Annotated in this window: 9 protein-coding genes; 7 read left to right on the top strand and 2 right to left on the bottom strand. The window is 60.8% G+C overall.

All coding sequences use genetic code 11. The features are described from left to right. Positions 1-288 precede the first annotated feature (288 nt). The 6 genes from IPM54_22840 to IPM54_22815 all read left to right on the top strand — a co-directional run bounded on the left by IPM54_22840 (position 289) and on the right by IPM54_22815 (position 11,775). Positions 289-7,011 (top strand): hypothetical protein, encoded by a 6,723-nt coding sequence (locus IPM54_22840; protein ID MBK9262628.1) that lies wholly within the window; start codon positions 289-291, stop codon positions 7,009-7,011. Continuing rightward, complete coding sequence (locus IPM54_22835) at positions 7,008-8,012, top strand: P-loop NTPase (protein MBK9262627.1); 1,005 nt, start codon at positions 7,008-7,010, stop codon at positions 8,010-8,012. The genes IPM54_22840 and IPM54_22835 overlap by 4 nt, the downstream gene beginning before the upstream one ends. After that, positions 8,009-8,461 (top strand): hypothetical protein, encoded by a 453-nt coding sequence (locus IPM54_22830; protein ID MBK9262626.1) that lies wholly within the window; start codon positions 8,009-8,011, stop codon positions 8,459-8,461. Before IPM54_22835 ends, IPM54_22830 begins: the two co-directional genes overlap by 4 nt. Before the next feature lie 627 nt (positions 8,462-9,088). Next, positions 9,089-9,403, top strand: coding sequence for a hypothetical protein (locus IPM54_22825; GenBank protein ID MBK9262625.1), 315 nt, complete (start codon positions 9,089-9,091; stop codon positions 9,401-9,403). A 153-nt stretch (positions 9,404-9,556) separates the two neighbouring features. Continuing rightward, positions 9,557-9,970, top strand: coding sequence for a nucleoside diphosphate kinase regulator (gene rnk / locus IPM54_22820; protein ID MBK9262624.1), 414 nt, complete (start codon positions 9,557-9,559; stop codon positions 9,968-9,970). 44 nt (positions 9,971-10,014) lie between these two features. Beyond that, entirely contained in the window at positions 10,015-11,775 is a 1,761-nt protein-coding gene (locus IPM54_22815) for an FAD-binding oxidoreductase (GenBank protein MBK9262623.1), read from the top strand. Positions 11,776-11,790: 15 nt separating this feature from the next. On the opposite strand, the gene IPM54_22810 is transcribed toward IPM54_22815, so the two are convergent. Then, positions 11,791-12,231, bottom strand: coding sequence for an STAS/SEC14 domain-containing protein (locus IPM54_22810; GenBank protein MBK9262622.1), 441 nt, complete (start codon positions 12,229-12,231; stop codon positions 11,791-11,793). A gap of 113 nt (positions 12,232-12,344) precedes the next feature. Then, a complete protein-coding gene (locus tag IPM54_22805; GenBank protein ID MBK9262621.1) occupies positions 12,345-12,953 on the bottom strand; it encodes a hypothetical protein in 609 nt (202 codons plus the stop codon). Between the two features lie 249 nt (positions 12,954-13,202). Here IPM54_22805 and IPM54_22800 point away from each other — a divergent pair, with 249 nt between their 5' ends. After that, positions 13,203-13,907, top strand: coding sequence for a hypothetical protein (locus IPM54_22800; GenBank protein MBK9262620.1), 705 nt, complete (start codon positions 13,203-13,205; stop codon positions 13,905-13,907). The last annotated feature ends 125 nt before the right edge of the window (positions 13,908-14,032 follow it).

Raw genomic sequence — 14,032 nt, 5'->3', positions numbered from 1 at the left:
CGAACCTACCTCCAGCCCTTCGAACCGCTTCGAACAGGTCAATCGACCTCGCAAACCGAGTTGAACGCGTCCAAAACAGGTTCGTCGAGCGTCGAAACGTTGTTCAAACTGCATTTAACCGCATGATTTGACCTCGCGCGGGCGGTTGAAACCGGTTTCGGGAGGTAGATCGACCTGTCGGAGGCGGGTGAAAGTTGATTTGCGGCGCTTCGACGCGTGCCCCCTGGCCAACTTCATGGTCTCAGGGTATCGATGGCGTGGACACGGAACGGAGCAAGCAGGGTGGCCATGTCGCAGCGCGAGAGAGAGCATGACGACGCAGGAGCAGCGTCGTGGGACGCGCCTTCGTCGAAAGCGCCCAGCGGGTATGCCCGCGTCGCCGTTGTCCAGCTCGCCTACTTGCCTGCGGCGCTGCGAGACCGAACGCGTTCGGCCCTTTACGATCCGCTCTTCGATATCGAGCATCCCGCAATCGATTCCACGCTTCCCACGAACACGGGCACTGCACCCGACGCAATCGCCCAAGAGCACAAATCGCTCCGAGCGCGCATACGAGAGCAGTACACGCAGAACCTTTGGCAACGCGTCAAGGCGATCCTCGACGCATGTAGGCGGTTCTTCGTCGAACTCGTGGTTTTTCCCGAGTACAGCATTCCCTCCGAGCTGCTCGAGCAAATCGCCCAATATGCTCCCGATGTCGTCGTGGTCGCAGGAACGCACGCGGTGGAAGCGACGGCGCTGAAAAATAAGGTTTATGCGCGTCTCGATTGGCCTCAGCATCCATCCGGCCGACAGTCAGTGTGCCCGGTGCTGTTTGGAGGAAAGCTCATTGGTCTTCAACCGAAGTTGAGTCCTGCCAAACCGGAGCACGACATCATGCTCCCCGGTGATCGATGGGAGCCCATTGTCGTCTCGATGAATGCTGTCAATGGTCCGATGGGTGTTTTGATCTGCCTTGATTTTCTCGATCCCGACGCAGAGCCATATCGTGTCCATGTCGCAGAGCGCATCAAAGATTGTGCTTTCGTTGCCGTGCCAAGCTTGACACCATTTTATAGCCTGGGGGATTTTCAGGCACGCTTTCGAAATGCCGCCAATCTCCATCAGCGCCCCGTGTTGTATTGCAATATCGCCTCGCAGGGTGGGACAACCGTCCATATCAGCGACGAGCGAGAGCGGCGAGAGCGTCATTTCCCCGAATACATTGGTATGTTCGACGCGGGCGATGAAGGCGTTATCATTGCCGATATCCGGCTTGCTCATGGCCCGCTTGGTCATGCCACGACGAACCCCCATCCCCCCCTGCTCCGCCCTGTGGCCGCGGCGAGTCTCTTATACCGGAGCATCTCCGATGATGCACGGTACGCGAATTGGCGCGACACGATCGGTACGTGCCTCGCTGGGGTCGCTGATGACGATTTCGAGGCGATTCAGGAGATTGCCGTATATGTACGTGAAGCCGACGCGCTCCTGCGGAGTGCAGGGAAAGCCGGCATGCGCAAGCGACGACTCGCGCTCCTGCGCGCCGAAATCGAGTCCGCGACCGACGTGGAATGGATCAAGCAGCTCACGCGCGAAGTCGTGCTCCCGCCGCACGTGCTTCCGTGGAGCGTGTTGCAGGGCGCGCTGGCGCGCGGCGCCGCTGATGTCGCGCGCGTGTGGAGCGAGCGTGATGGCGAGGGCTTGCACGCATTCGCTGAAGTCGCCGCAAGGCTACGAAAGGCCGTACCGCGAGATGACACGATGCTCTCGAAAGCAGGGCGGGATGAGGTCGACGCGATCGAGAAGGCGGTCCGTGCAGACGCCCCGCGAGCGCGTGATCCGCGCACGCGCGAAGCCGTGATCCGCGTCTACGAAACGATCGCAGAGAGCACACTCGACAAGCACGCCGAGCAGGCCAAGGCTGCATTGCGCGCTGGTGAATATGCAAAGGCCGAACGCTTTTTTCGTGAGGCGCTGGAGACGGCGACAAGGATCACGAACGCCGATCCGAAAAACATCGAAGCAGCCACGAGAGCAGCGACAAACCAACTCAACCTCGCCGTTTGCGTGTTGAATCGGCAAGCAAACGACGAGGGCAAGGCGCTCCTCGACCTCATCGACCCGGCGTTGCTCTCGCCAAGAGGTCGCTGCACGTTTTCCGAAGCGCTCGCGGCCGTGGGCAACCTCGACCGGGCAAGGTCCGTGCTGCCCAGCGAGGAGGAAGCGCTTTCGGACGAAGACCGCGCGCGCTTGCGTGACACGCAGCAGATCCTCGCGATTCTTGCGGGCAAGCTACCGGACGAGCTTTCATCGAGCCTTCACGTGCAGCGCGTTGCATCAGAACTGTTGCTCGAGCGCGACGATTTCGCGGGGGCCGCGGAGTACGCGATCTGCGTCATCGAAGGCTCAGAAGCCGATCAGCTCGTGACGGCGAGCGCATTTTCGGTGCTCAGCGCGGCACTCCGATGGAGCATGTTCGAGGATCCACCGAATGCGGCGTTCATCCGCGTGGAGGCGCGCGAGGCGTGCGTGCGCGCGATCGAATCAGCGCTTTCACGGATCGACTTCGAGCGCCTGCCCGAGGGGATGCGAGAGCGTGTTGGGCCGTGGCGTGCTTCGTACTTGGGTCTTGTTTTCGATATCGATGCGATCCTGGCGAGCGGTAATCCCCTCCCACCAGCGCACGCAGAACCGAGTGTACAGGCCCGCGTTTACGCGGCCGATTTGGCGGGAAAGGGAAAACTCGAAGAGGCACTAGCGACCTTGCCTTCCGAGGATCATCCCTGGCGAACACGGTACATGCGGATCGAGCTGATGGCGATTGCGGGCGCGACGACGAGGGCGCTCGAGGAAGCTCTGTTGCTCGCGCGTGAATTTCCGGGACGCGCGCCCATTGCATACCAGGTTGCAGCTCTTTTGCACAACGCAGGGCGAGCCGAGGAAGCGCTGCCGCATGCGGGGGAGGCGTTCCGACTGCTTCCGGGGATAGGGCAGCGGCTCTTGCTCGCGCGATGCCTGCTCGAGCAGAAGAAGGCTCAGCGCGCGTGGGAGTTGCTTCAGCCCCTGCGAGAAACGCGCTCGTCGCGCGTCCTGTTGCTGTTGGCGCAGAGCGCGGATGGCGCCGTGCTGCATGAAGCGCCGCGGCTTTGGGAGCGGTATCTCGGCGAAAAACCGGACGATGGAACGGCGCGCGTTCGATATGCCCAGGCACTTTTCAAGGTCGACAAACGTGAAGAGGCAGCCGCTGTCGCATGTGATGTTTTGAAGCAAGCGCCGCGCGTGCTTGGCGCGGACGCAATCTTCACGGCAGCGACGCTCGTGCGCATGAAAGGCGATGACGTCGATGAGTCGGCCCGCGAGCATATCGAGCGTGCGGTAACACTCTTGCGCGAGCGTTTCCCGGGCGACGCGCAGGCCGAGATGCACCGTTTGCAGCTCCAGATGCTCCTCGGCGAATTGAGCGATTCTGCGCCGATTGATTATGGGTTGCTCGTGCAGGCCGGGCTTGGCGAGTTGGTGCCCTTCGACGAAACCGTGGCCCGGCTGGAGCAAGCAAGGCAAACCGAAGAAGCCGCGATTTCCTTCTACCGCGCAGGCGGCATTCCTTTCAACGCGCTGATTGGCCTTGCATCCCCAGGCGCTGCGCGACTCGTCGTACAATGGCTGCAAAACGACACTCGAGGCGGCCCACGCATCGCAGCCCCAGCAAGGCCCAGCAACGCGGCTTTACGGGCGATCCAATCAATTGAGGGGAAAACCATTCTCGTATCCGATCTCGAGCTGCTCCTGCTCGAGCACCTGAAATTGCTGGAGCTCCTGCGGGACCGGCTCGGCGCATCTGGGCGCATCGCGCTCTTCTCGGACGTGCACCGACGCATCCTCGAAGACGCAACGAACCAGAAGGTGCGGGCATCCATGGAGCCGCGAGCGGCGGATCTGGCCGACAAGGTCCGCGCCTTCGTAGCGCGCGGAATACGGGATCGATGGCTGGAGCGTATCGAGAAACCCCAGCCTTCCCAGTCCTTGCCTCCTCTTCGCGGAGAGCTGACGGAAGCTGCGAGAAAACTCGGAATCGAACCATTGGAAGACTTGCTGGCGACCCGCACGGTCATGGAGCAAGACCCCTCGTGGTTGCGCGTCTCGGCGGATGCGTGCGGCAGTGATTACATCGCCCATCGCGACATCGTGCAGATGTTCGAGTGGCATTCCAATAGGCAATTCCTTGATTTGTCACAATGGAACCGAGAGCTCGCTGAGCGCGACCTACATCTGCCCGATCTCGTTCGCTTGTTGATGAAGCCACCTCGCCTCGACGAAAAATTGTTGGAGCTCGCCAGGATTGGTTTTGCCGACGCTCTTCACGCGGAGGAGCTTGTGAACATCGCGCAGCAGCCTGGAGGGCTCGATCGTTCCGAGATCCATGCGATCCTCGAAGGAGTGGAATCGACCCTCCATGGGGGGCGCGCGCCGTCGGCCTTCGCGCGCCTTCAGGTGGCCAATGCGTACGGGGCAACCATCTGGGACGCATTCAATCGTCGTGAGGAGGCGCTCACGGCCGGCAAAGCGCCTGTGACCGATAAAAAGGAACGACTGCCAGAGCATCTCTTTGAGGAAGCCGACGCGAAGGCGCTCGCGCTGTTCGTGCTCAACCGCGTCGAGGCGATCGACAACAAGGTTGCGCCGAGCTTTCTTGATCAAGTCCTCATGTACGCGGTGGGGAAAGCCGTAGAGAACCCCGCGGCGTTGATGAAAGAGACCGATGCAGGGAGCCTCGTCCTCGATGAGACGACACGGGGCCACGCGTTCTATGCGTTCCTGTACGGCGAATGGGCTGCGGGAAATCCCACGAGACGAGCCGCTATGGGGCGCGCCGTCGTCGATGCTCTCTTGCTGCTCGACGAGCTATGTACCGAGGATGGGCCGAAGCGCTGGGAGATCGCGGCCCTCACGCCGACCCTCGCTCTTGGCATACGTGGTGGCGGTATCTCGCTCGAGGACCCGGAGATCGAGGCGGCAGCCATTTTGTCGAGCCAATGGAGCGAACCCGTCCTTGGGGACCTAACCATCAACGTTGGCAAACCCATCACCATCGACGAGGTGCTCGCGTATGGCGCATCGATCCTCGGCCAATCGAAAGAGATCGGAGGCAACGAGCGGACATGGTTTTACAAGGTTCCCATCGACGATGGCCGTGACACGCTGGGTGTGTTCGTCCCGGTGGAGGCGATCCTTCTCCGCGATGCAACGTCGGAGCACGCACGGCGCGAGATTGCAATGGTTTGGTCGCTGCATCAGGGAATTCACGATGGCCGGGCGCATAGGTTCCTTCGCGATATTGCCGACCACCCGCAGGACCGGAAGTTGCAGCATGAATACGCCCGGTTCACGGTCAAAGCGCCCTGGCGCCTCATCCGCGACGATCCTTCGTTCTTTTTGCAATTCACCGATCCTCACCCGTTTGGCAGGGCGGGTCGCCTGTTGGATATCCAGGAGCTCCGGGCGATGCTGTCCGAGCCGGAGCAGGGTATGTTCGCAGCAAGATCGGTTGCAGAGGCCCTCGCTGCGCGTGTCCTCGAAGGGGGGGACTGGCGTGAACTTCCCTATGCGCGGGAGCTGTTTCTCCAGGCAGCGGCGGTTCCGGGCAATACCGTGGCCATGACCCTCGGCACAAGGCTGGGTTACGGCATGGAGAACAAGACAATCATCGTGGAAGATGTGCAAGGCGCAATGGATCGTCTCGCGCGCCCGGAAGAGCATCCCATCGCACAGCTAGCGGGCGATCTTTGTTTTCTTCAATTTGAAGCGCTGCAAACGCCCCGGGTCCGCCTTCGCGAAGGTGAGATCGACCTGCGAGAAGAAACTCCGAACCTTGCGGCGAAACTTTTGGAGAGCGTCGTTGAGGAAAAGACGAAGAAGCATTTCGCAGAAATCCCACGCCTCACATTTGCCGAGGTCGAAGGCGCACTTCTGCGGCAGTGCAGCAGGGTCGTCCTGACAATCGCACAGCGCTCGACACGGCTACCGAAGCGCGATCTTCTGTGGCTCACCTACCGGCTGTACCAATGGCTCGTCGCAGAGCTCGAACGCATTGCCCCTGATGAACACCAGGCCGCATTGCGCCGACTGGCCGCCGACGCGCCGAAGGCGTCCTTGGATGCGATCGATATCCTGGATCCGCTTCATTTCGATCGAGAACTCTTCGATCACCGCCTCGCGACCGTGCTCTACACGCTCGCGCTCGGCGAGGAGCTCATACGCGGACAGGCCAAAGAAGTGCCGCCGCGCGTCTCGTCCGCGGCGATCGAAGAGCGACTGTTGGAGCTGGTTCAGCGCGACCCCCGCGGGGTCGAGTTATCCTCTGTTCTCGATTGGTTTGCATCGCCAGAGATCCCTGACCTCGCGCTCATGGCATTACTTCGCGCGGACATGCGCGCGCTGGAAAAGGTCCCTGCACGCACACGACTTCGTTTCCTGAAGTCGCTGGCCTCCTCGTTTCCCACCGACGATATGCCGCACGGGCCCACGATCCTCACCCGAATGCTCGTCATGGCGGTTTCGGACATCTCGGACAAACTGGAAGCGGAGGAGCGCGCGGCCCTCGAAGCGAGCGTGCGAAGAATGGACGACACGGCGCATGGCCGCCTTTGCAAGGCCTTCGCGCTCACCGGCTTGTTCGGCCCGAACGCTCCTCACCTGGAGGCCGAAGCGCGCGCGAGCCTCCTTGTCCATATCGATGCGAAATTTGCGCCCATTCTTTTTGGTCGATTCTTGGCGGGAATTGCCGTAATCGCGCCGGATCGGCTCATGATCGAATCCGAGCGCCTCCTCGCGTCCATCGAAGAGCGTCGACCAGAGCATCAATGGCTCGTGCCCGTGGCGCTTGCGCGCGTCATCATGCATGGTCCGGTCGCCGTGCGCACGCTCGGACGCAACGCCCTCGTTGCAGTTGCGGCAAAGGAGCCTTTCATGAAAGATCCAAACCTCGATGCGCTCCTCGGGCATCTTGGCCTGAAGAGAGAAAATCCATGAATGACAGGCGAGTCCATTTTCATGTGTTCTGTTCCGTCAAGGGCGGTGTCGGCAAGTCAACGCTGGCTGTCGCGATGGCCAAGCTCCTCGCTGCACGAGGGCGTGTGCCGGTTCTGATCGATGTCGACCTGACGGGCAGCTCCCTCGCCGACGGTCTCGCCCTGTGCGCGCCGAAGATGACGGAGTGTGTCGATGGTAGCATGGATCTCGACGCGCCGCCGACGGGTGCGTTCCTCTCGCACGCGGAAACCGTCAACAAACGTCATGCCCGGAAGCTGTGGATGCTCGAAGAGCCACCTGCGCCTCCGTATCTCAACGACGCGCTGCTCTATCAAGTGAGGGTGCCCCATCGTGATTGTCGCGTGGACGCGATGTTATGGTCGCACGAGCGTCCGGACGGGGTGCTGTATCTGCCCTCGTCGCCATTGCGAAAAGACGTCGAGGATAGCTCGATGTTGCTGCACGGCAATGAGCACTTCAAATGGGTTCGGCGCGCCGCGTGGGTACTCGAAGCGCTGCTTTCTCTGCGAAAGGACATCACCGATGTCGTACTCGATATGCCACCCGGTATGGTTGGTTTTACCCACCAAATCATCGGATATCTCGATATGCTTGCTGCAGGGGAAGCATTGACCGAGGATTTCCCGGATCTCACCGTGCCAGGCATCTTGGCGTCGGTGCAGATCTTTCTGCTCACGACGCCCGACTGGAACGCCTTGTTGCCCACGCTCGAGGATGTCGCTTCGGCAGCGATGTATTATCCCGCGCTTCATCTCCGACCGATTGTCAATCGAACGAACTTCACCGCGCTTTCCGACATTCAGCGCGCGCTTCGGCAGCGCGAGCTGGATCCTGCATTGCGTGACCTTGGGCTAGAAGAGAAACTCGAAGCCGTGGACGAAGGAAGCACGCTCGGAGAGATTTTCCGCCGACGAGATCTCGTAATGACGTCGAAGGAGGCGGCACGTCTTGAAAACATTCTCCTGAAGGAGGAACGATGAACACAGCGATTCAGCAGCGAGAGACTCGAGGGTGTCTGCCTCGTCCGAAGATATTGCCTCGGCGTCCGTCGCCGCGTCCGAGCAACACGCCGGAGTCCGAGCGATGGCATGCGTACATCGATTCCCTCGATGCGCGGATTGAACGCCGTGAAATCTCGGGGCGCCAGCGCGAGGCGCTATGTTCGATATGGCAGCGCGCACGGCAGCGATTTCCAGCGCTGCGACATCCTTCTGTCGGGCGCACTGACGATGCCTGGCTTCACTTGAGCTGGACGTACGCCGATCTCCCAGGCCTGTCCTTCACCATTGATATCGACCCTGATGGTCATCTGGAGTGGTTTTACCGAAATGTCAAAGACGGAAAGACGCTTGGCACGGAAGATGATCTCGAGACTGGTCTGAGCGAAGAAGCAATGCAGTATCTCCTCCCCTTCGAGCAACAACGATGAACAAGCCACTTGATGGCGCGCCCTTGCCGAATGATACAACCGTTTTGAGATTGCCCAAACCGCCACCAGACTTCATGGCCGACCGGTGGCGACCAGATTGGGCTATCCTAAATCCTTCCACGACTGATAAGGAGCACGCGAAGCAACACGGGAAACCGATACGCGTCTCTGTGTGGGACCACGCTCATACTACGGTTGAACAGGCGCGGTCCTTTCGGACCGGGCCAACTCTCGTGTTGACCCTCGGGGTGCGGGACGTTTTCGATGTCGCAAACCGCACAGGATGCCCAATGCCCATCGTATACGATCCGCTCGGCCCGCCAGAGGATGCTCGCCCCGGGGCTTGTGGACACGCGGGCATAGAAGGACTCGAGCGCGCCGAGACCGAGACAAAGAATCAACGAAAAAATCGCCTCGCCGCGATTGCAGAGCGTATGAAGCTTCTCGATGGGCCAGTCGAGCGTCAATGAATAACCGCGTTGGTTCGCTTTTGATCCAAGCCTACCCACTTCGTGTCGCCCATTTATTCAGAAGCTGAGCCATCCGGTCTGTTGAGTCCGGCATATCGAGTCGGGCGGGGGCCATGAATACGCCCACATCCGTCAACAACATGCTGCCTACGGCGCCATGGTCCAATCCCTCATGCGCCGCGACGATGCGACCAACGTGAACCTCAATGACCACGTGCGGATGATGGGCCGCGCCATCGTCGATTACGCGACAAAGGTGCTCGCCATGCTCGACGAAGAGGAACCTGAATCGATAACCTCCGTGCGCGATGCCCTCCGCCCGCTCGATGCCTTTCCTCGCGAGCTCGACAGAAAGTGCTGCTGTTCTCGAGTCTCATCCTTTGCGACGAAGGCGAGACGATCGAACGAGAGGTGCGTGGGCATTGATGCGGTCGTAAGTGGTACTTTCTCGCTCGACACCGTCATCGTGTAAGCCAATCCGCCGGTCCCCCATGGAATCTACCCTGGACACTTTGCGAGTGGCTTCTCCGCTCGGGCGAGGCTATGCTGGGCTCTTCACCCAGCGTTTCGGGCCCGAACCGCGCTCCCGATCACACGCAGCCACACGCAGCCAGCGAGGAACCTCATGCAAAACCAGCCTCAGCTCATCGTCACCAAGCCGGACTTCTCGCGCCTGCGCTCCCTGCTCTGCACGCTGCCAGAGGCGCAGGAAGTCGCCGCGGACGACCTCGACCAGGAGCTTTGCCGCGCAACCATCGTCGAGGCGCCCGAGGTCCCGAGCGACGTCGTCACAATGAACTCGCGCGTGGTCTACGAAGACCTGCAGAGCGGCGCGCAGCGCGAAATCACCTTGGTCTATCCGCGCGAGGCGGACATCGCGAACCAGCGCGTCTCGGTCCTCGCGCCCATCGGCAGCGCGTTGCTCGGATTGCGCGTCGGTCAAACCATCGAATGGCCACTGCCAAACGGACGCAACACGCAAATCCGCATCGTGCGCCTCGTCTATCAGCCCGAAGCCGCGGGCGACTTCCATTTGTAAAGCGTGCCCGCTCGCACGCCGCTCTTCGGGGCACTGATACGGTCGTGAGTAGCCCTTCTCGCCGCAAGGCGCGGCTTCGTTTGGCCGCGAAAGTAGTGCTCGGCGTTCTCATGGGCGCCTCGCTCTTCATCGGCTACCGCCTGTGCGAAAGCGGTCCGGGCTTCGGCGAAGACGGGCTCACGCTATTGACGTTCACGTGCGGCGATACCACGTGCGATGTCACGTTCGGCGAAAGCCCCGACACGTGCCGCCGAGATTGCGCCGAATCGCGTCCACGAGTATCGGGATTCTATTCCGATATCACGCGCTGCCCTCAGCATGCCGAGATTCACGTCGCGGGTGACGTCGCGAGCGTACAGGGCGCCGTGCGGACGCTCGTTCGGAATGGCAAACGCGTGAAAGCCCGCGGTCAGGGCCATTCGACGGGACTCGGTTTCTGCTCCGACGGCGGCGTGGTGATCCTCGAACGGCTTTCGAGCCTGAGCGAGCTGGAACGCTGGCGAGGGCTCGATACCGTCGTCATCGAACCGGGCGTGACGTTCGCGCAACTCGGCGAACACTTGCACGCCCGGCAACGTTCGTTCGGCCCTTATGCCACGGGTTGGGGCGGCATTGCGGTCGTCGGCGCAATGGCCACCGGATCGCACGGCTCGGATACCAAGCTGCCGAGCACCATCAGCGAGCAATTGGTCGAAGTGGAGCTCGTCGACCAGCGAGGCGATATCGTCCGCTACAATCGTTTCGACACGCCAGCCGATACCTGGCGCGCGCTCACCGCACACGACGGCGCGCTGGGGATCGTCGTTCGAGCGCGCATCGAGGTGTTTCCGGACCGCAAATTGCAGCTCGAATTCCAAGAACACGAGCTCGACGAATTCAAGACCGACGCAGGTATCGCAGACGTTTTTGCCCACTGCGATTACGCTTTTCTCAACTTGATGCTCAAATCCAATCGAGCTCATGTCGCCTGCGGGGCCGTGACCGACGATCCGGTCACCGACGAGCGACTCACGAATTATCTATTTTCGCCTCCCGTGCACGACGTCGAGCTTTCGCTCGTGCGGACGGCCATTCAATGGACCACGGTGTCCCCGTGGTTCGAAGGCGTGCTCGAACGCCAAATCCTCGGCGGCTACCAGCATTCCGTCGGCATCGAGCCCACCCATGCCGGCGGCAAAGTGACGTACGTGGGCCATCGCGGCGTCGGGTGGAATCATCGCATCGTCAATTTGCCTCGATTTCCATATGCCGTACCTTATTTTTCACAAATCGATTACGAGGTTTCGGTGCGCGCCAGGGATATGCCGGAAATCGTGCGGATCATCGATGATATTTTCGATCGACATCAACGCACGCTGCCTTATACGGGCATCATCGTCCGCTTCGATCGCGCGACCGAGAGCTCGTTCATTGCAGGCAACAGCGTTCGTCCGGGCGTAGAAAAGGGCGAAGCGCTGGCGCATATCGAGCTGCCGACATTCGTGCCTTTCGGCTACCGCGACGAAGCTCGTGAGGCGTACTTCAAGCCATCCGACGATGCCGTGCGGGTCATTCTGGAGCGTTTTCACTCGGCCCGGCTGCACTTGGGAAAGAACCGCCCCTCGTTGTTCGCTCGGTTCGCGGAGCTCGACCGAGACGGCGAGCAGCGCGCACGTTACCAAGCCGTGGTATCGGAAATGGACCCGTACGGAGTATTCGCCAACGAGCACCTACGTCAGATGGGTTTGCGCTGGCCGAAGGAGGGGCAAGACTTCGCGTCCCATTACTTCCCCGAAACCCCCGATTACACCCGGACAGGGAACTGACCAGCGCAGGATGCTTCAGGGTGACGTTTTCAAGCCTTTTTCTCGGCGTATCCGAGCACGTTCCTTTTCGAGGAACGCATGGGCCTCGTTTCCGTGCTCGAAGAGATGGACCTTGACGTCTCGATTGAACAGCACTTTTTGCGCGCGAAGGATCATGTTGAGGATGGTGCGAATGACGTACGGAACGCCGAAAGCCACGCGAAGATCGGCTTCTCTCTCGTGGAAACGGCCTTGGGTCGCCGCTTTGCGTGCGTCCGCGTCGACGCTCGTGCATTGCCGGCCGTCGTAGAGAACGAAGAGAGATCCATGTTCGCGTTTGATGCGTGCGAAGAGATCCAGCAGTTGCCGCATGTCTTCGCCCGTCAACACACCTCGCACGGCCACCGTGAGCGTGTCGCCATCGATGCGAATCGCGTGTCGACCCAGGTCCACGAAGCCTTCGTCCCGCTCACTCATGACGGGTGACAATGCCAGAACCGCGTCGGTTTGCCAACTACATTGATAGATTTTACGACCCGACGACGGTGGCTCGGGGACAAATCACCAAATGCCTTCGTCGAAACGTTTTTCTACGTCGCTTTGCCGACTTTTGCACGCAGACGGCGTGCGAGGAGTTTGTCACGCCGGCGCATGCGGCGCAGTCCCACGGCAAATCCAAGGTACACGCCCACGAAGGTGGCGCCAATCCATGCCACGAGAAGGGCACTCAAGACAGCCATGACTTTGCCCTTGTCACGCCCCACCGACGCAATGTCCTGCAGCGGTTCTTCGAGGCCTCCGACATTCTGGAGGGGTCCGATGAGCCCCGCGACGTTTTCGAGGGGTCTTTCGAGTCGCTGCAAATTATTTTCGACACCTTCCAATCGCGTTCCCAATTGCTGCATCGAAGGTTCGAGCGCCGAAAGGTTTCGCATGGGAGCTGCGAGGTTTCCAAGCTTTTGCATGGGCGCGCCAAGCTTGTCCAGCGACTCGACCAATTGGTTCATCGTCTGGTCCGTTTGCCGAAGCGCCTCGTCGGTCTGCCGAAGTGCATCGCGCGTCTCGTTCATCGTCTTGGACGTCGTTTCGAGCGCGCGCGTGCTCCGTCCAATCATCGAAGCCGTACCGCAGCCGGTGATGCAGACGAGGACGACCATGCACGTCATGCTTCGCCACATGCTGTTTCGCGCCGACTTCATGCGGGGAATCATCGAGCCGACAGGCTCGACGTCAATCGGTCGAGCCGTCTCGTGCATATATATTTTATTCCATTGATTATCGAATGATCAGATTCGTACGTCTGCCCCATCCTTCGCTTGTTTGCCCGCGTCGGTCGCGGCACGCCCCGTGCGAGCTTCCAAGCGGGCAATGGTCGCGTGCACGTTCGCAGGCAGCCGAGCGCGCCAGCGGATGGCCGAGCCAAACCGCAAGAAATGGGGAGACCTCGCATGGAGAACAAGGACATCGATACGTCGGCGTCGCAGCCACCTCAAACAAGCTGGCACGGTCAACAACGAGCCATGCGCATCGTCACGGCAGGTTCGATCGTGGAAGCCCTGGGCGGCATCGGTGCCGTGGTGCTCTGCGTCCTCGGGCTCGCCGGGATCGCCCGCGAGACGATGATCGCCATTTCCATCATTGCCATCGGTGCGGCCCTGCTGTTTGCAGGCGGCGCAATGGCATCGCGCTACAACCAGCTCGCATCGCGCGTAAGTGGTGGACGCGCGGACGAAACGGAATTCGGCGGAAGCGTAGGAGCGGAATTCCTCACGGGTGCGGCAGGTGTCGTGCTCGGCGTCCTGATTCTGCTGAATATCTATCCTCTGATACTTGGACCCATCGCCGTCATTGCGTTTGGCGGCGGGCTGCTTCTATCGACGGGTGCGACCGCTGGGATCAATTCGCTCGTGGAAGCCTATCCTTTCGATCGGCGCGTACGAATTGCACGCGAGGCGGTGCAGGGAGCCGCAGCGGTGCAGTCTCTCGTGGGCATCGGCGCGGCCATTTTGGGGATTCTCGCGCTGCTCGGCATCGAGCCGTACACGCTGATGCTGGTAGCCCTTTTGGCCGTCGGCGGCGCCATCCTGATTTCGGCATCCGCCGTGAGCTCGAGAGCCCTCGCTAGCATGCGGGGCACGCACGTCTCACGCTGAGCGCAAAACGCTCGACGCCGGCAGTCGCCATTGCGACGGACTCGTGCCATCGCATGGGCGACTGCGTTTTTGAGCGTCGCTTTGGTCACGATGCCCTGCATGTGCGACATCTACCAGCAAATGTG

Source organism: Polyangiaceae bacterium (assembly GCA_016715885.1).
In the GTDB taxonomy this organism is placed as follows: Bacteria; Myxococcota_A; Polyangia; order Polyangiales; family Polyangiaceae; genus Polyangium.
The sequence above is the reverse complement of the archived record's forward strand: the minus strand, read 5'-3'. Positions and strand labels throughout refer to the sequence as shown.